The organism is Polynucleobacter sp. MG-6-Vaara-E2 (genome assembly GCF_018687695.1).
Lineage (GTDB): Bacteria > Pseudomonadota > Gammaproteobacteria > Burkholderiales > Burkholderiaceae > Polynucleobacter.
In genome coordinates this window covers 1,698,857-1,718,160 of the sequence record NZ_CP061303.1, presented here as the reverse complement: position 1 = coordinate 1,718,160, position 19,304 = coordinate 1,698,857, and the positions used below count along the sequence as shown (strand labels likewise).

13 protein-coding genes are annotated in these 19,304 nt (G+C 45.6%); 5 read left to right on the top strand and 8 right to left on the bottom strand.

Annotation, left to right across the window (positions count from 1 at the left end; translation table 11 throughout):
* Positions 1 to 5 precede the first annotated feature (5 nt).
* Positions 6 to 1,148: a glycolate oxidase subunit GlcE gene (gene glcE, locus ICV38_RS08880; RefSeq protein WP_215379914.1), complete on the bottom strand. Its 1,143-nt coding sequence runs from the start codon at positions 1,146 to 1,148 to the stop codon at positions 6 to 8.
* Positions 1,148 to 2,653: an FAD-linked oxidase C-terminal domain-containing protein gene (locus ICV38_RS08875; RefSeq protein ID WP_251368286.1), complete on the bottom strand. Its 1,506-nt coding sequence runs from the start codon at positions 2,651 to 2,653 to the stop codon at positions 1,148 to 1,150. Before ICV38_RS08875 ends, glcE begins: the two co-directional genes overlap by 1 nt.
* A 27-nt stretch (positions 2,654 to 2,680) precedes the next feature.
* On the opposite strand from ICV38_RS08875, the gene ICV38_RS08870 reads away from it, so the two are divergent.
* Complete coding sequence (locus ICV38_RS08870) at positions 2,681 to 3,250, top strand: cob(I)yrinic acid a,c-diamide adenosyltransferase (protein WP_215379900.1); 570 nt, start codon at positions 2,681 to 2,683, stop codon at positions 3,248 to 3,250.
* 37 nt (positions 3,251 to 3,287) lie between these two features.
* On the opposite strand, the gene ICV38_RS08865 is transcribed toward ICV38_RS08870, so the two are convergent.
* Genes ICV38_RS08865 through ICV38_RS08850 form a run of 4 tightly spaced genes read right to left on the bottom strand, consistent with a single transcriptional unit; the run spans position 3,288 to position 10,927 of the window.
* Complete coding sequence (locus ICV38_RS08865) at positions 3,288 to 4,412, bottom strand: 3-deoxy-7-phosphoheptulonate synthase (RefSeq protein ID WP_215379897.1); 1,125 nt, start codon at positions 4,410 to 4,412, stop codon at positions 3,288 to 3,290.
* Positions 4,413 to 4,442: 30 nt separating this feature from the next.
* Complete coding sequence (gene tldD, locus ICV38_RS08860) at positions 4,443 to 5,933, bottom strand: metalloprotease TldD (RefSeq protein ID WP_251368142.1); 1,491 nt, start codon at positions 5,931 to 5,933, stop codon at positions 4,443 to 4,445.
* 20 nt (positions 5,934 to 5,953) lie between these two features.
* Entirely contained in the window at positions 5,954 to 6,787 is an 834-nt protein-coding gene (locus ICV38_RS08855; RefSeq protein ID WP_215379895.1) for a carbon-nitrogen hydrolase family protein, read from the bottom strand.
* A 6-nt stretch (positions 6,788 to 6,793) separates the two neighbouring features.
* The gene (locus ICV38_RS08850) at positions 6,794 to 10,927 is read right to left on the bottom strand and encodes a YhdP family protein (protein WP_215379892.1); all 4,134 of its coding nucleotides are present in this window, start codon (positions 10,925 to 10,927) and stop codon (positions 6,794 to 6,796) included.
* 78 nt (positions 10,928 to 11,005) lie between these two features.
* Here ICV38_RS08850 and glnE point away from each other — a divergent pair, with 78 nt between their 5' ends.
* Entirely contained in the window at positions 11,006 to 13,810 is a 2,805-nt protein-coding gene (glnE, locus tag ICV38_RS08845) for a bifunctional [glutamate--ammonia ligase]-adenylyl-L-tyrosine phosphorylase/[glutamate--ammonia-ligase] adenylyltransferase (RefSeq protein WP_215379890.1), read from the top strand.
* Positions 13,811 to 13,816: 6 nt separating this feature from the next.
* On the opposite strand, the gene recN is transcribed toward glnE, so the two are convergent.
* Both recN and ICV38_RS08835 read right to left on the bottom strand, forming a co-directional pair.
* Positions 13,817 to 15,487, bottom strand: a complete 1,671-nt coding sequence (gene recN / locus ICV38_RS08840) for a DNA repair protein RecN (RefSeq protein WP_215379887.1) — start codon at positions 15,485 to 15,487, stop codon at positions 13,817 to 13,819.
* 26 nt (positions 15,488 to 15,513) lie between these two features.
* Positions 15,514 to 16,419 carry an NAD kinase gene (locus ICV38_RS08835; RefSeq protein WP_215379875.1) on the bottom strand — a complete coding sequence of 302 codons (906 nt, stop codon included), beginning with the start codon at positions 16,417 to 16,419 and terminating at the stop codon, positions 15,514 to 15,516.
* Positions 16,420 to 16,456: 37 nt separating this feature from the next.
* On the opposite strand from ICV38_RS08835, the gene hrcA reads away from it, so the two are divergent.
* From hrcA to grpE, 3 genes are all read left to right on the top strand, one after another.
* Positions 16,457 to 17,467 carry a heat-inducible transcriptional repressor HrcA gene (gene hrcA / locus ICV38_RS08830; protein ID WP_215379872.1) on the top strand — a complete coding sequence of 337 codons (1,011 nt, stop codon included), beginning with the start codon at positions 16,457 to 16,459 and terminating at the stop codon, positions 17,465 to 17,467.
* Between the two features lie 37 nt (positions 17,468 to 17,504).
* The gene (hemH, locus tag ICV38_RS08825) at positions 17,505 to 18,596 is read left to right on the top strand and encodes a ferrochelatase (RefSeq protein ID WP_371819255.1); all 1,092 of its coding nucleotides are present in this window, start codon (positions 17,505 to 17,507) and stop codon (positions 18,594 to 18,596) included.
* 83 nt (positions 18,597 to 18,679) lie between these two features.
* Positions 18,680 to 19,231 carry a nucleotide exchange factor GrpE gene (grpE, locus tag ICV38_RS08820; protein WP_215379830.1) on the top strand — a complete coding sequence of 184 codons (552 nt, stop codon included), beginning with the start codon at positions 18,680 to 18,682 and terminating at the stop codon, positions 19,229 to 19,231.
* Positions 19,232 to 19,304: the final 73 nt, after the last annotated feature.

Sequence of the window (19,304 nt, the reverse complement as noted above, 5' to 3'; positions counted from 1 at the left end):
AATACTTATGGAAGACGTTTAGTGGCAAATACACCGGCCGGATCAAATGCCGATCTTAGGCGTGCTTGTACTGTTTCGAGAGCTGTGGAGTGCGCTTGTTCGCTAAGCAGAGTAAAACGCTGTAAGGATGGGTCAACATCTGAACCTTGTTTAAAGCGGGTTACATGACCACCATGACTACTGACAATTTTTTTGATTGCTGTAAAAGTAGCTTCATCACCAGGGGCTTTAACCCAGCGTTGCTGCCCGTGCCACTCGAGAACTTCATCCTTGTTAGAGTTTGGGAAGACCAATGGGCCGCATGCTGCAGGCAGTGCTAAACGGTATAAGGTTTGATTTCCTGTAAGACTAGTAAACGCCGATAGTTTTTGCTCGCGGACATCATTCCAAAAGATTGCTGCTTCTTCAGGAGTGATTTCATATGTGTTGACTAAAGAGCTCATCAAGGGAATAGCTGCTTTTACTGCAGCTACTGCGCCTGATAAGCGAATAGTGAGCTCGCCATCACTATCTTGATTGCCAATCCAGCAACTGGCTGATAGTGGCAAAGGTTGACCAGCCCATTCATTGAGAATCCTTAAGGCTTTTTCTTGAGAAACCTGGCAACGCAATGTGGTAGTAGCAGCAGGCTTAGGCAAGACCTTAACGGATGCTTCTAGCAATAAGGAAAGAGTTCCCATGGATCCTGGCAGCAGACGAGATACGTCATAACCTGCAACGTTCTTCATCACCTTACCGCCAAAGAAAAGATCCTGACCTTTGCCATCAAGAATACGAGCACCCAAAACAAAATCGCGGAAATTACCAACGCTAATGCGCCCTGGTCCTGCGAGTCCAGCAGCAATGGCGCCACCAAAAGTGGCATGCTCGCCAAAGTGGGGAGGTTCAAATGCGAGAACTTGATTCTTCTCTTTGAGCGCTGCTTCAATCTCTTTTAAGGGTGTACCGGCACAGGCGGTAATGACAAGTTCTTCAGGTTGATATTCCAAAATACCGGAATAAGAACGTGTATCTAACTTGGTGAGCTGATTGGGATTGCCATACCAAGCTTTTGTACCACCACCTTCTATAGAGAGCGGAGTTTGGTTCTTTGCTGCATTCAGAATCTGTTCGCGAAAACTGCTAATCCTAGGGTTGGTAGCCGTCATTAGAAGCGCTCCAATTCCGGATGTGGCAGATTGCCGCCGCTAATACGCATACGCCCGTACTCAGCGCAGCGATTTAAGGTTGGAATTGCCTTATCAGGATTGAGGAGCTTTTCTGGATCAAAAGCTGCTTTGACACCCCAGAAAGATTCGCGTTCACCCTCGCCAAACTGAACACACATTGAATTAATTTTTTCTATACCAACACCATGTTCACCAGTAATGGTTCCGCCAAGTTCAACACAGGCTTCCAAGATTTCTGTACCGAATTCTTCAGCGCGGTGCCATTCTTCTTGATCGGCACCATTAAATAAAATGAGTGGATGCATATTGCCATCACCTGCATGGAATACATTCAGGCAGCCAAGACCATATTTCACTTCCATACCCTGAATACGTTTGAGTAAGGTTGCAATATGGCGGCGTGGAATGGTGCCGTCCATACAGTAGTAATCTGCTGCTAAACGACCAGCAGCAGGGAAGGCATTCTTTCGACCGCTCCAAAACTTTAAGCGTTCAGCTTCGTCTCTAGAGATCTGAATACCAGTAGCACCAGCATGCTCCAAAACTTTGGTCATGCGTTCAATTTCTTCCGCCACTTCTTCTGGAGTGCCATCAGATTCGCAAAGCAAAATAGCTGCAGCATCTAAGTCATAGCCTGCATGCACAAACTCTTCAACGGCACGAGTAGTGGCTTTGTCCATCATTTCTAAGCCGGCAGGAATAATACCTGCAGCAATAATGGCAGCAACCGCATTGCCGCCTTTTTCAATATCGTCAAAGCTAGCCATGATCACGCGCGCTAACTTCGGTTTGGCAACCAGCTTTACAGTGACTTCAGTGACTACTGCCAACATACCTTCACTACCCATCATGATTGCTAGCAAATCCAATCCTGGTGAGTCAGGAGCTAAGCTACCAAACTCCACAATCTCGCCACTCATAAGAACACCGCGTACACGCAAGACGTTATGTAAGGTCAATCCATATTTAAGGCAGTGCACGCCACCAGAGTTCTCATTGACATTGCCACCAATGGAGCAAGCAATTTGGGATGAGGGATCTGGTGCGTAATACAGACCCAAATGAGCTACAGCTTCTGAGATTGCCAGATTGCGAACGCCAGGTTGGACCACTGCAGTTCGAGTAAATGGGTCGATGCTGATGATCTTCTTGAGCTTGGCAAGAGAAAGAACAAGGCCTTGTGAAAGCGGCATCGCTCCACCTGATAAACCTGTTCCAGATCCCCGAGGCACCACCGGGATTTGCATCTCAAAGCAGATCTTCAGAATTTGGGCTACCTGCTCCTCTGTTTCTGGAAGGGCAACAGCCAAAGGCATCCTGCGGTAGGCCGCTAAACCATCGCATTCGTAGGGAATCGTGTCTTCTGGCTCCCAAAGCAGGGCATGCTCTGGGAGAATTGGGCGCAGGGCCGAAACCAGTTTGGACTGAAGGGCGCTAATAGCGGCCAGATCGGGGGGCGGGGTCACCATATTCATGACAATCATTTTAGCCATTTACCTATAATTAAGCTCATGGGAAATCGACTATCAAAAATCGCCACTAGAACGGGTGATGCTGGCATGACTGGCCTTGGAGACGGAAGTCGCGTTGAGAAGGATCATTTGCGTATTTGCGCCATGGGTGATGTCGATGAGCTTAATTCAGAAATCGGTGTTTTGATGACCGAAGAGATCCCAGCCAGTATTGCTGATGAGCTAAAAACCCTCTTTTTGCAAATTCAGCATGACTTGTTTGATCTGGGCGGCGAGCTCTGCATTCCAAATTACAAACTGCTTAATCCAGATCATGTGGCTCAATTAGATATCTGGCTAGAAAAATACAATCAACAACTTCCTCCGCTCACTGAATTTATTTTGCCAGGCGGAACTCGTGCTGCAGCACAAGCTCATGTGTGTCGTACAGTTTGCAGAAGAGCAGAGCGCTCGATTGTGCGTCTAGGATGGGAAGAGCCGTTATATGACTCCCCACGTCAATATGTGAACCGTTTATCTGATTTATTGTTTGTTATCGCTCGCATTCTTAATCGCGCAGCAGGTGGAACGGATGTGTTGTGGAAGCACGAAAAAAAAGAGACTAAATAAATCAGTCTCTTTTAGTATTTGCTAAATGAATGCAGTATTACTTCTTTTTGCTGCGACGTTTTTTCACTGCAGCCGCAAGCCGCTCGAGTACCTGAACTGAATCATCCCAATTAATACAAGCATCAGTAATACTCTTGCCGTACTCTAATTTGCTTGGGTCATCCTTGCCTGGTGTAAATTTCTGTGCACCCTCATTGAGGTGACTCTCCACCATGACACCAAAAATTTGATGTGAGCCAGATTCAATTTGCTTACCAATATCATCGGCTACAACGATTTGACGTTCATGTTTTTTGCTCGAATTAGCATGTGATAGATCAACCATCAAACTACCACGAAGCTTGCCAGCTTCAAGCTCAGAGCATGCTGCCTCAACAAATTTAGCCTCATAGTTAGGCTCCTTGCCTCCGCGCAAGATAACGTGGCAATCTTTATTACCTTTAGTTTCGACTACGGATACTTGACCATTTTTATGAACGGATAAAAAGTGGTGAGGACGTCCTGCCGCTTGAATTGCATCAGTAGCAATTTTGATATTGCCATCAGTACCATTCTTAAATCCGATTGGCGCAGATAAGCCTGAAGCAAGTTCACGGTGCACTTGACTCTCGGTTGTACGTGCACCAATGGCGCCCCAAGAAATAAGGTCGGCAATATATTGCGGAGAAATGACGTCTAAGAATTCACTACCAGCAGGCATGCCGAGACGGTTGATTTCCATCAAAACTTGGCGCGCAAGGCGTAAACCTTCTTCGATGCGATAAGACTCGTCGAGGTAAGGGTCGTTAATCAAACCTTTCCAGCCAACAGTAGTGCGTGGTTTTTCAAAATACACACGCATCACGATTTCGAGTTCACCTGCAAAACGATCGCGCTCAGCTAACAGTCTTTGGCAATATTCCAGCGCTGCTCTTGGATCATGAATTGAGCATGGGCCAATGATCACGAGTAAGCGATCATCTTTGCCGTGAATGATGTCGCGGATCTTTTTACGTGTTTTGCTAATTAATGCTTCTGTGGGTGTTCCAGAGATTGGAAAGAAGCGAATCAGATGTTCTGGCGGAGGCAGAACAGAAATGTTATCTATGCGTTGATCGTCAGTATCCGACGTTTTGTCAACGGCGGAGTACCAGTTAGCGGGATTCGTATTTTGTTGGCTCATACGACTATTTTAAGCCGTAATTTGCCAATATCAGGCGGTGCCGCCAACCGTCAGGCTGTCGATCCTTAAAGTGGGCTGTCCAACCCCGACTGGCACGCTTTGACCTTCTTTGCCACAAACCCCAACCCCACCGTCTAATTTGAGGTCGTTGCCGATCATGGAAACCTGTTTCAGGGATTCTGGGCCACTACCGATGATAGTGGCGCCTTTTACGGGATATTGGATTTTTCCGTTTTCTACCCAATAAGCCTCGGAAGCGGAGAAGACAAATTTGCCACTAGTGATGTCAACCTGACCTCCACCGAAATTCACCGCATAAAGACCCCGTTTAATACTTGCCACAATTTCTTCCGGATCATCTTTACCGGCCAACATATAAGTATTGGTCATGCGCGGCATTGGTAGGGACGCAAAACTTTCGCGACGTCCATTACCCGTCAGTGGCATTTTCATGAGTCTCGCATTCAAACTATCTTGAATGTAACCCTTCAAAATGCCATCCTCAATCAAGGTAGTGCATTGAGTGGGTGTGCCTTCATCATCAATATTCAGTGAACCTCTACGACCTGATAATGTGCCATCGTCAACTACAGTGACGCCCTTAGCAGCAACGCGTTGACCAATTCGTCCTGCAAATGCGGAGGAGCCCTTACGATTAAAGTCACCCTCAAGACCATGGCCTACTGCTTCATGTAAAAGTACGCCTGGCCAACCGGGGCCCATGACAACCGTCATTGGCCCAGCAGGTGCAGGGCGAGACTCAAGATTTACCAATGCGCCATCCACTGCCTCATCAACATAGCGATTAATGAGGTCAGCATCAAAATATAGGTAGTCATGGCGCGCTCCGCCACCTGATGAGCCCGACTCGCGGCGACCATTTTGCTCTGCAATGACGTGCACAGAGACTCGTACCAGTGGACGAATATCAGCTGCCAATAATCCATCTGCCCTGGCGACAAGAACTACATCAAACTCACCAGCAAGACTTGCCATTACTTGAATGATGCGGGGATCACGCGCTTTAGCGCGACGCTCAATACCTTCAAGTAAAGCAATTTTTTCTTTCGGCTGAAGGGAGTCAAGCGGGTTTAAATCTGAATAAAGTTTATTTGATGCAGGGTTGAACAACTTTTTAGCCACTGCTTGCTTGCCACCTTGTGGACCAATCACACGTGTAGCCTTAGCAGCTTTACTGAGCGCTTCGATATTAATTTCATCTGAGTATGCAAACGCCGTTTTATCTCCGTAGATAGCACGTACGCCAACACCTTGATCAATGTTGAAGCTACCGGATTTGACAATGCCTTCTTCAAGACTCCAACTCTCGCTGCGTGTATGTTGAAAATAGAGATCTGCATCGTCAAGGCGATGTGAAAACATATTTCTAAAGGTATGGTGGAGGTCTCGCTCGGATAAGCCTGTGGGCTCGAGCAATATCGATTTGGCTAATTTAATAAGGTCTGCCTGCTTTTTGGTCTTTGTCCAATTGGCTGGAAATAGTGCTTCGGGTGCGTTCATGTGATTCGGCAGATCCTTGATTAAAGCTTGCGGTGCGCAAGTGCTGGTAACTGAGAGCGTACCTTGTTTAATTTTTCTTTGCTTAAAACGCCCGAGATAAAGCCTTCACCTTCGGGTAGATCGGCCAATATCGTGCCCCAAGGATCGATTAGCATGCTGTGGCCCCAGGTGCGTCTTTGATTACGATGCACACCACCTTGTGCAGAAGATAGGACATAAGATTGATTTTCAATTGCGCGAGCGCGCAACAGAATTTCCCAGTGATCCTTGCCGGTGGTGTATGTAAATGCCGCTGGAATGATGTGGCAGTCTACTGCACCCATGGCACGATACAGTTCTGGAAAACGTAGGTCGTAACATATGCTTAGACCAAAAATCCACTCTTGCTTATCGTGGGTGATTTTGAGTAACCCCGGTTTATCGCCAGCCTCAATCGTTTCAGATTCTTGGTAACGCTCTGTCGATGTCTGAAAGCCAAATAGATGAATTTTGTCGTAACGTCCAATCTGCTGGCCACTAGGATTAAAGGTAAGCATAGTATTAAGCACCTTCCCAGGGTCTTTAGCTGCCAAAGGGATGGTGCCTGCTACTAAATGAATTGCATTGTCTTTTGCGAAGCTTGCAAGCTGGTCTTGAATTGGTCCGCTACCAAAAGCCTCTCGCACTCCTACCTTGTCAGTATCTTTGAGGCCCATCATGCAAAAGTATTCTGGTAGCACGACTAACTGTGCTCCATCTTGCGCAGCAGTGCGAATGAGTCTGCCAGCCGTCCCCAGATTCTCTTGAAGGTCTGGAGTAGAGATCATTTGTATCGAAGCAATTTTCAGTAATGCCGAGTTTGCAGTGGCGCTCATAAGAATCTAGTTGGGAGTTTTTGGGATGCTGCCTGAATTATTCTGCGGTGCAGGGCTAGGTGCATTGTTCAAGCTAGGCTTACTCTGTTCTTTGAGTAATTCTTTGCTTCTAATAGATTCTAGGATTTTTGAGTCAATCGGTTGGCCTTGTTGATTTAAAGGAATCACTTCGGGATCTTCCCACGATCCTTGTACCAAGTAGTCTGACTGGAGGCTGCGATTAATTTGGCTAGTCAATAAGTATTGGCCAACTAAGGCCCCTAATCCGACGATAGGGTTGATTGCAAAGGCAGCCAGAGATCCTGCAGTCGCATCAATCGTTGGGAAAATAGTGATCCGCAAATCTTGTGTTTGCTTTGGAATATTAATTTGACCATTCATGGCAACGCGCGCTTGGTCAAGATTCATATTGAATTGCTGAGTTTGAGCAACCCCATTACTAATCTCAAAGTTACTTGTAATGGAATTAAATGGCGTCCCTTTGGTAACGATATTGCCAAGACTGCCTTTAAGGTCAAGCGTTGCAAATCTAAACAAGCTCTGAAGGCTAAGCACATCTAGAATTTTTGCGCCGCTCGTATTGACTTCCATTAAGCGACCTTTTTCAAGATTTAAGCTAGCTTTTCCATTTAGGGTTTGGTATTGGGGGTTGTAAGGCGAGCCATCCCATTCCACGTTAGCGCTGACTTTACCTTGGCCGCCTTCAATTGACTTCTGAGGAGTCCAATGAGCAATGATCTGCCCAGCATCCTTTACATCCATGCTGATATTTAGGACGCTATGCTCAACAGAATTTTTTGTACCGCCACGCCATTGACCGCTGACTGATGTAGCACCCTGGGGATTATTTGCTTGAATCGAATCAATTTTTAAAACATTGTCCTTGGTATTCGTTTTAATTTTGAGCTGACCAAGCTGTGCTTTTGACCAAGAAAAATCGTCAATCGTTAAATCTAAGCTTGGAATGGCTTCAGGGCTAAGCGATTTTCTAGTGCTCGCATTTACCTTTGACGTGCTTGCTGGAATAGGGTCCGGAAGTTTGAGCTTTATTAGACGTCCGCTTACTAGACCACTGCTATAAGATTTGCCGGCCGCCTGATATTGAAGCTGACCTGTAATCTGGGGTGAGTTTAGTCGCATGTCCCAGACATTCTTTTTATTATTTGCAGTGACATTAATATCTTGCCAAAGACGATTTATTGCGGTCAGCTTTTTGACTTGGGCCATGACCTGAACGTTGCTTGTATTGATTTCGCTTTCTTGTACTTGGGCAGATTTATTAGTGCCTAAAAATTCTTGCCAAGCGTCAAGATTGAGTTCATTGCTCACCAGGTTCACTTGAAAACCTTGTTGCGGTATGTTGGGTGAAGTTCCTACACCCAGACCTTGGCGAACTTCATAGTCCCGGCCTAACACCCCTTGTATTGAATATAGATCTCCAACTTCTCCAGACCAACTGATGCGATTAGGATTGTTCCTATCTCCATTAAAGGTTTTAATATTGAGATCACCCATTAATGGAGAGCCAGCGTTTTTTTTTGCAGGGACGGGCGCATTAAGAGACCAATTTTTAAGATCAAAGCGAATATTAGAGTCACTGCCAAGCTTACCAAAGCTAATATTGCCGTCATACTTGATAGAGCCATTCATCGCATTGAGTATGGGGCGAAGTTCTGGGCGCGAGGTATTGGCAAAATAGTCTTTAACAAAATTAGCTTGCATGTCACCGGTAATTTTGAAGTTTTGCTTATTACTATTGTCGTCGGTGCTGACTACATTAATAGTGCCACCTAGAAAATTAGCAGAAACATCTTCAAATTCAGGATTAGATTCAGTGATACGAATATTTCCTTTGAGATTTTCAAAGGGTGGAATGCCTGCCCACTCTGCTCGATTACCGGGTAGAGCTATTTTCAGATCAACACTCGTATCTGCAGAGCCGGTTAAAGGAACTTTAAGCCCAAGATCTAGATTGAGCGGGCCGCTAATGCGAAGATTCTCTGCAAGCTTACCTTCTTTCTTACCAGCGGGAGATGCATAAAAATACTCGAGCATTTGTGATGCCTCGCCACTTGCCTTGCCATTAACGGAGAGTATTAACTGTTTTGCGCTGACATTCAGAATATCAGCATGAAAAGTATTTAAGGCGATTTGTTTGTAATTCGCTTTATTAATATCCACCGTAAGCTTGGCATTAGTCATCCTAATATTGCCATTGACATTGGTGAAGGTTGACCAGGTTCCTTGATTACTTGGTAGGGTTGGAACAGGGCTAAAAGCTGCACCAGATATGGGCAGGTTTAAGCTGAACTCGCCTTGCTGTTTATCGGGGAAAGGGACTTGGTTGGGGTCGCCTTTGATATGTAAGCTGCCATTCTGAATGACTCCTGAGTCAAATGCTTTGCTTAAGTACACTCTGGCATCTTTGCCCATTCCTACGGGGAGATAACGATAGGCAGTTTTGAGATTGGCTTTTTGAAAGTCCATGTCTAAAGCCATAAAGTCAGATTCTTTGGCGTTCCCAATGATGTAATTGAGACTGAGTTTGCTAGTAATTTCAGGGTTACTCAATGCTAGTTGCTTGGTATTGATGACCCAGTGCCCTCTTTGTTTTACCCAAGTGATTTGTCCGTTTGCCCGATCAAGTTGAATTTTGGGATCTTCTAGTAAGTCATGAATCTCTAGGCCAAGATCACTGGAGTTCAAAGAAAAGCTACCTTCCTTTTGACTAGTGGTGATGTAGCCAGATAGATTAGAGACGGAAGGAATGGACTTATTCATTCCAGTGAAACTCAAGTTGATCAGCCTAGCGCTAACAGTGAAGTCCAGCTTGTTCGACTTAAACCAGCCTCCAGGAATATTGAGTGCTGACAAGGGAGACTTGCTTTCGGACCAGTGAATATCAACATCCTCTAAATCCCCTTCTGCTTGAGAATTTTTAATCCAATTGTGTACTTTTGTAGAGAGCGGTAAGTTCAGTGCAAATAGGGCGATATCATCAACCGAAATTTTTGGTGATGAAAATCCAAATTCTTTAATTTCACCGTCATCACCAGGAGGGCGCCAACGAAAAGTCATTGGACTCAGTTTTTCCAATGGCGTAGATTTAGGGCTATCCATATCGCGCCAAGCAAATGTTGTGGTGGATATTGCAATTAAGCCATCATCAGTTGCTTGTAGAAGGTTAGCCTCTAGCCTTCCTAGGGCAATAGCATCCTCGCTTTTTGATAACTGAACTACAAGGTCATCAACTGCCACAAAGAATTCACCACCATCAGGCTTGGCGTTATCAATTTTTAAGTTTCCTTTGGAGCTGAGTTTTCCTTCTAGAGCGTTGATACCAAAATTGAAGTCTTTAGCAACTTGTCTTAAGTCTAAATCCGTTAAGTTCCAGTTGATCTTGCCAATCCAGTCACGCCAGTTACCAGCTTGACCGCCAAGGCGATGCGCAAAGTCTACTTCAACTTTAGTAACGCCTTTAGTCCAGGGTGTGGTCGTAGTGACATAGCCTTGATGGCTACGGATGCCATTAATAAGTGATAGATTTAGTATTTCAAGTGAGTTGGACGCTTTTTTATTGAGTTGATCATCCCAGTAAAGCTTGACCCGATTTACATCAATCATGTCTTGAGTGAACAACCAGTTCTCAGCTGAGTAGTCGCTACTACTGCTGTCAATTGCCATTCCAGCGATCGTAATTACTCCCTTGGAATTTCTCTGGGCAAAAATTTCTGCGTCTTCTAAATGAATGTCATGAAAATATGGCGCTAAGTGATAAAAAGATTTCCAGCTCAGTTCGCCATAAATCTTTTTAATCTTCAATAGTGATTGGGTTTGATCGGAGTTGCTAAAGCGTAATCCATCCATTTCAAAGGCTGGCCTGATTCCCGTCCAAGAAACTCTGAGATCTTCTATTGATACATTGACGCCAGCGCGGACACTGATCAGTTTTTCAACAGAAGCTTTAGATTTTTCAATTTGAGGCCAAAGAATGTAGCGAACGCCGAAATGAACCAATAAAAAAAGTGCCACAGTAATGCCAGTCAAAATCAGCAGGCGTTTGCGCCAGCCAGTACCAAAAACTGGAGGACGTTTTGTCAACATACTCTTGAGCTGTGGCGGAATGATTTTTTGCAGCATGGCCTCTATTATCCGTCAGGCACTACATGACCGCCAAGCTTCTGTAGCTAGACTTTGAGTCGGCATTAAGATGGGGGAATGGATGATTTTTCAAGTCAAATTGAGTTTTTAGAGCGACACTCTAATTACGCTCGGCGTTGGCTCCATGCTAAACCTGAGTGGCATGAGTGGCTGAGGGCTCATGGGCATCAAAAAATTGATCTGCAGGGTATTCAGGATCTTCTTAAGACTTGCAAGATTGATGGTTTAACTGCGACGCATGATGAAGCGCAATTTATGGCTGATTTGCGCCTGGCTCGTCAAAAACTGATGTTATGGCTGGCTTATCGCGACCTCAATGGTATGGCGGCTCTAGACGAGGTTACCCATAGCCTGAGCCATTTTGCCCAATTAGCAGTTTCTGATTGCATTGCATTTATTCGCAGAGACTTGCAGGAGTACTTTGGGCTGCCATGGAGTCAGTCAACTCATTCAGAGATGCCGCTCATGGTCGTTGGTATGGGTAAGCTCGGTGGCTACGAGCTGAACTTATCCTCTGATATCGATTTGATTTTCTTGTACGAGCATGAGGGTGATACTCAAGGAGGTCCCAAGAGTTTATCCAATCATGAGTGGTTCGCCCGTATGGGCAAGCGTCTCATAAAGCTTTTGTCAGAGCATGAGGCAAATGGATTTGTATTTCGTGTAGATATGCGCTTGCGACCTAATGGAGACTCGGGTCCCTTGGTGTGTAGTCTCGATATGCTAGAAGAGTATTTGCTAGTTCAAGGTCGAGAGTGGGAGCGCTATGCGTGGATTAAAGGCAGATTAGTTGCACCTTTGCCAGATTCGCAAGACTATCAACATTGCGAAAGGGCTTTGGAGCAACTCATTCGTCCGTTTGTGTATCGCAGGCATTTGGATTATGGCGTCATAGGAGCCATTCGAGATTTACACGCCCAAATTCAGCAAGAAGCCGAGAAACGTTCTGCCGGCCATCAAGGCCGATCTCATGACATCAAGTTGGGGCGCGGGGGGATTCGGGAAATAGAGTTTTTGGCACAAATGTTTCAACTGATGCGTGGGGGTACTGACCCTCGGTTTAGGGCTCGTCCAACTTTAAAGGTGCTTGACCTCATTAAACAGTATGGCCTTTTGTTAGCTCAAGAGATTGATGAATTACAAGCTGCTTATATTTTTTTAAGGAAGCTTGAGCATCGCATACAGGTTTGGGATGATCAGCAGACACACTATCTGCCCGATGATCAGGACTCGCGCGCTCGCTTAGCAATCAGTATGGGCTTCGAAAATGAGAAGAGTTTCTTAGCGGGATTGGAGCGCCATCAAAATAACGTAGCGATTTTCTTTGAAAAAGCTTTCTCATTGAATGATGGGGCTCGTCTTAATATTGCTCCCTCAGATAGAAGCTGGGAGCCAGACGGGAGTCTATTTCCTCAAACCTTGGCTCGCTGGCAGGCATGGCTTGCGGGTCCTAAAGCCAAACTGTTGCCAGAAAAAAGCCATTTAATCTTCGATAGTTTGATGCGCAGCGCTACAGAATTATTGAGCCCTGATAATCAAAGCGCACTTAGTCAAGATCAAACACTATTGCGCTTCTTTGATTTACTTGAGGCAATTGCAAGGCGCAGCGCCTATTTATCTATATTGGCAGAATATCCAAAGGCTTTAGTCAATGTATTGGCGTTATTGAAAGCATCTCAATGGGGCGCTCAATACCTTACTTCGCATCCGCATCTTCTGGATTACTTACTTAACTCTCGAACTGAGAGGGCTCTGATTGAGCACCCCGAAGACTATTGGCAAGAAGTTAAGGCGAATTTAAATATGCGCCTTGATGATGTGATGGCGGATGGCGATGGTTCAGAACAGGCAATGAATATTTTGCGTGTTACCCATCACACAGAAACATTCATTACTCTGTTGGCGGATTTGGGTATTGGGGTAGAGCATGCTCTACCCGTAGAGAAAGTAAGCGATCATTTATCTGCATTAGCGGATTTGATATTGCAAGCTACTTTTGAGCGGGTTTGGCCTGCCGTTGCTAAGAAGTTTGATTTAGCACTAGATGATCCTCCTCTATTTGCGGTAATTGCGTATGGCAAGTTGGGCGGTAAGGAGCTTGGTTACGCCTCAGATTTAGATTTAGTATTTTTATACCAGTCATCAGAGGGTGATTACGCCGCACAAGAAATTTATGCCCTTTTGGCTAAACGCATGATTCATTGGTTAACGACCTATACCGCTACGGGTAGTTTGTTTGAAATTGATACTCGTTTACGTCCGAATGGATCGGCAGGTTTTTTGGTAACCAATGTTGAAGCATTTAAAAAATATCAAAAGCGTGAAGGCGATAACGCTGCATGGGTTTGGGAGCATCAGGCTTTAACTCGAGCCCGCTTTGCTGCGGGCAATCCCTTGGTAGGCATTGAGTTTGATGCAGTGCGTTCTGAAGTCTTAAGTCAAAAACGCAACATTGATGAGTTGCGCTCAGAGATTTTAAATATGCGTCATAAGGTGCATGAAGGACATCCAAATGCTAGTGGGGATTTTGATCTCAAGCATGATGCTGGCGGTATGGTGGATATTGAATTTATAGTTCAATTTTTAGTGCTGGCTTATTCATATCAATGTCCAAGCTTGATAGGTAACTTAGGCAATATTGCGCTTTTAAGAATCGCGGGTGAAATGGGTTTAATTTCAGTCAATGCCGCTCAGCAAGTCGGAGATGCATATCGTTTGTTAAGAGCACGTCAACATCGCTTACGATTGGATGGCGCAGAAAAGACTCGTATTCAGTTGGTAGCTGAGCCCGAGTTAGTTGCAGCTAGAGATTGCGTGTTAGCACTTTGGCAAGAAATCTTTAAAGCGCCCTCAAGCGCTTAAAGCGATTTATTGTTGCTCTAGAAGTTCGCGTGCATGGCGACGAGTGGTATCGGTAATCGTTGCGCCACCTAACATTCTGGCAACTTCTTCAACCCGCTCTGATCTACCTAAGGGCTGAACTTGTGACACAGTTTTATCGCCATTTTGGGACTTGCTTACTTTGAGGTGATGGTTACCCTGTGCTGCCACCTGAGGAAGATGGGTGACGCACAAGATTTGGTGCGATTGTCCTAACTGATGTAATAGTTTTCCAACAGTTTCAGCAACAGCGCCGCCTATACCGGCATCGACTTCATCAAAAATTAATGTTGGGGTAAACGAAGCCTTGCTAGTAATTACGCTGATAGCCAAACTAATACGCGCGAGCTCACCACCAGAAGCTACCTTGGCTAAAGATCGAGGGGTGCTACCAGCATGACCTGCCACTAAAAACTCAATTTGCTCAAGACCATGAGAACCGCCCTCTTGCAATGGTGAGAGTGTAATTTCTAAGCGTCCACCCGCCATTGATAAATCTTGCATTGCATCTGTCACCAACTGGCCAAGCTCTGCAGCGGCCTTACTGCGTTTTTGTGAGAGTTGCTTGGCGAATTTAAGATAACTTGCTTCTTCCTGCATTACTTTTTCGCGAAGGGCGTCAATATTTTGTGAAGCAGTTAATGCTTCTAAGCGTTCCGTTGTCTCTAGGAGGAGTTTGGGGAGCTCATCTACCTCAGTACGATATTTTCTAGAGGCGCCATGTAAGGCTTGCATTCGTTCTTCAACTTGCTCAAGGCGTGCAGGATCTAAATCGAGTTTTTGCAGATAGCGATTGAGTCCATGAATCGCTTCATCTAGTTGAATTTGAGCGCTTTGTAATGATTCGCTAATACTGCTCAAAGCAGGATCATGTTCAGCGAGAGCGCCGATATTGCCGCAGACTTTAGATAAGGAAGACTCAAGAGAATTATCTGCGTCACTCAAAACTTCAATAGCTTCTTGGCAGCCCCCAATTAACTTAGCGCCGTTAGCTAATCTAGCATGCTCACTTTGGATATTGGCCCACTCACCTTCTTGTGGAGAAAGTTCGGTAAGCTCCTCAAGTTGCCATTCGAGTCGTTCACGTTCGCGTTCAATATCTTGGCCAGCATTTTCAGCTTGCTCCAAGCGGCGACGGGAATCGTTCAGAGTTTTAAAGGCTTGCGCAACTTCGGATGCTAGTGGAAGTAATCCAGCGTGGCGATCTAAAAGTTCGCGTTGTGCACCACCCTTCAGAAGGAGTTGGTGCGCATGTTGACCGTGAATATCCACTAACTGATCACCCGCTTCTCGAAGCTGCGCTAAGGTGGCTACACTGCCATTAATAAAGGCACGACTGCGACCATTATTTTCAACAGTTCTTTTCAGTAGAAGGCTTTGACCTTCATCTTCTACTGGAAAGCCTTGCTCATCTAGCCATTTGTTAAATGATTGAATAAGTTCTGAATCAATACGAAACAGAGCTGAGATCTCAGCGCGATGACACCCTTCTCGAATTTGACTACTGTCCGCGCGCTCACCAAGCACTAGGCTTAAGGCGTCAAGCAGAATAGATTTGCCTGCACCTGTTTCGCCAGTGAGGACTGTAAAGCCACTTGCAAAGTCGAGTTCAAGCTGATCAACAATGACAAAGTCACGAAGGGAGATGGTTTGAAGCATGTATTAGCGTAGCAAGAAACTCGACATCAAAAAGTCGATGGGTATTCATTCCAATGCAATTTTTCACGCAAAGTTTTGTAGTCGCTGTGATTGCTAGGATGTAATAGGGCGATTGTTTTATCAGATTGGCGTACTTCAATTTTGTCACCGCTCTGTAAATTGGTTTGTGATTGCATGTCAAAGTTGACGATTACTTCGCGGCCATCAACTACCTCAATCACGGTCACGCTATCTTGGGGCAAAACAATAGGTCTATTTGATAGCGAGTGGGGAGCAATCGGAGCCAATAAGATTCCTGCAACATGTGGATGCAGGATGGGGCCACCAGCTGATAAGGCATAGGCAGTTGAGCCGGTTGGTGTAGAGACAATCAAACCATCGGAGCGCTGGTTATACATAAAGGAGCCATTGACGCGAACAGCGAGCTCAACCATTCCAGAAATTCCAGAGCGATTGACGACGACATCATTGAGCGCTAGGGCGCGATTAATTTCTTTGTTATCACGCAGCACTACGGCATCAAGTAAGGTTCTTGTATCCGCTTCATATTCGCCTGCAATGATTTTGGGTAAGGTGTCTTGAACGGATTGAAAGGGAATATCCGTCATATAGCCAAGACGCCCCATATTAATTCCCACTAGCGGGACATGGCTGCCTGCCAATTGGCGAGCAATTCCTAGCATCGTGCCATCACCGCCTAAAACGACTACTAGGTCAATCGCTCCAGCGAAGTCCTGAGGGGTTTTTGTGGGGTAGCCACTTAAACCGAGGTGAACGGCTGTTTCTGCTTCAATAAATACTTCACAACCTAGCCCTGTGACCAGCTTAGCCAGGTCTTTGAGGTGCCCTTCAATGCCATCCGCATGAAATTTACCGACAAGCGCCACCCGGCTAAAGGCCTTCTTGGAGGAATTTGGGGATGGGCTTAACATATAACGATTAAACCATAGGCATAAAATCCCTTCCACCATGGACGATCGTTCCCGCGCCTTACTAAAAACCCTCATCGAGCGCTATATCGAGGAGGGCCAGCCTATTGGCTCGCGTACCCTATCGAGATTCTCGGGTTTGGACCTCTCTGCGGCCACTATTAGGAATGTGATGGCTGACCTAGAGGACATGGGTCTGGTGACCAGCCCACATACCTCTGCAGGCCGTGTCCCAACTCCTAGGGGCTATCGCCTCTTTGTCGACACGATGGTGACAGTGCGCCCCTTGGAGGAAATTGCTGCTCGGGAGGTTGAAAAAGGGCTTTTGCCAGACTCACCGCAAAGAGTGCTGAACTCAGCGGCCCAAATTTTGTCCAATCTCACCCACTTTGCTGGCGTGGTGATGACCCCAAAGCGTGCCCAAGTTTTTAAGCATATTGAATTTCTTCGCTTGGGTGAGGGCAAGATTTTGCTGATTATGGTGACCCCAGAAGGAGATGTGCAAAATCGTATCCTGCCAACAAATCAAGACTACACACCAAGTCAGCTGATCGAAGCGGGCAATTACATCAATGCGCAATTTGCAGGAAAAAGTTTTGAGCAGGTGCGCTTACACCTCAAGTCAGATTTAGACAATTTGCGTGCCGATATTTCTGGCTTAATGGCCTTGGCATTGCAAAGCGGTGTTGCTGATTACGACATGAGTCGTGGTGACATGGTGTTATCTGGCGAGCGTCGCTTGCTCAACGTTGGTGATTTAAGTTCTAACCTTGATAAGTTGCGCAAGATGTTTGATATGTTGGAGCAAAAATCGGTCTTAATGCAGTTACTTGATGTATCTAGCCATGCTGATGGTATCCAGATATTTATTGGCGGTGAGAGTGATCTCTTGCCTTATGAAGACCTAGCCGTAATCAGCGCCCCATATAGCGTTGATGGGCAAATTGTTGGAACGTTGGGAGTTATCGGTCCAACCCGTATGGCTTATGACCGAGTAATACCGATTGTCGACATCACCTCTAAATTATTGTCAGGTGCGTTGAGCTCCTGAGAGATTTAGAAATCTAAAATTACATTTACTAGAGACAATAACTTTGAATCAAAACCCACACTTACGCGCTTCCAAAACTGCGGTGCTGTTATTAAATTTGGGCACACCTTCTGCGCCGACATCAAAAGCGGTAAGAGCATATTTGAAAGAGTTTCTTTCTGATCCACGCGTTGTAGAGATTCCGCGTTTCATTTGGTGGTTCATTTTGAATGGCATCATTCTGCCAATTCGAAGTAGCGCTTCAGCAAAAAAATATGCATCGATATGGTTGCCTCAATTAGGTTCACCACTCATGCACTACTCACGCTTGCAGGCAAAAGAGCTTGGTGAAGCATTTGCAAACGCCGGACATACTGTTTTGGTAGATTTAGCAATGCGCTATGGCAAACCCTCAACCCAAGAGGTTCTCGAGGGCTTAAAAGCGGAAGGAATGGAACGTTTATTGCTATTGCCTCTGTATCCTCAATACTCAGCCACCACAACCGCCTCAAGCTTTGATGAGGTATTTCGTGTACTCGGTACCTGGCGTGATCAACCTGAGTTACGCTTGGTAAAGCACTATCACGATAATCCAGCTTATATCGCAGCATTGCGCGATCAAGTATTAATGAGTTGGGATAAAGATGGTCGTCCTGACTTTGCTAAGGGCGACCGCTTTGTAATGTCTTTTCATGGATTGCCTAAACGCAATCTCATGAAGGGTGATCCATATCACTGCGAATGTTTAAAGACGGGTCGTTTGCTTGGGGAATCCTTAGGTTTGGAGCCAGGTCAATATCTCGTTACCTTCCAATCCCGTTTTGGTAAGGCTGAATGGTTAAAGCCTTATACCGCACCAACTATAGAAAAGCTGGCAAAAGAAGGCTGTCAGCGCATTGATATTTTTTGCCCAGGATTCCCAGCAGATTGCCTTGAAACGTTGGAAGAGATTGCGATGGAGGCTAGGGAAGATTTCTTGGCTCATGGCGGCAAGGACTATCGTTACATTCCTTGTTTGAACAGCAATCCTAAGTGGATTCAGGCTTTGAGCGATATTGCCTATCAGCACCTATTGGGTTGGTCGCTGGGTACCGAATCCCATGATGAACTTGCTAAGCGCAATGAAAGAGCTGAGTTTGCTAAGAAGTAATCACTTCATAAGCTTGAAATTGAATAAACTGACCCCACATAGCAAGGCAATAGACTTAATTACAGAAAAGTGAATTCGCGTCCATGACACAAGAAAACCAAAACCCATCATCAGAGCAGGAAAATCTTGCGGTTGAGCCTGAGGCAAATGCAGCTCCAGCAGAAACTCCAGTGGTAAAAACGCCCGAGCAAGAGATCGCTGAGCTCATTCAAAAGGTTTCTGATTTGCAGGATAACTTTTTGCGTGCAAAAGCAGAAGGTGAAAATATTCGACGTCGCGCTGTGGAAGATATTGCAAAAGCTCACAAGTTTGCGATTGAGAGTTTTGCTGAACACTTGGTTCCAGTGACCGATAGTCTGTATGCCGCATTAAGTACCGATGCTGGCGATGCGAAAGCATTCAAAGAGGGTCTCGAAATAACCTTGAAGCAGCTCTTGTCTGCCTTTGAAAAAGGTCGCATGACTGAAATCAACCCTGCAGTTGGGGATAAATTTGATCCTCACCACCATCAAGCAATTGCTTCGGTCCCGTCCGAGCAAGAGGCTAATACAGTGGTTTCAGTGCTTCAAAGGGGGTATACCGTTGCAGATAGAGTCCTCAGACCAGCTTTAGTGACTGTTAGCGCTCCAAAATAAGCTAAAAACAGGGTTAAGGCCTTAAAAAGGCAGCAAAAAAGGCAGATTTCTGCCTTTTTTGCTATTTCGCCCC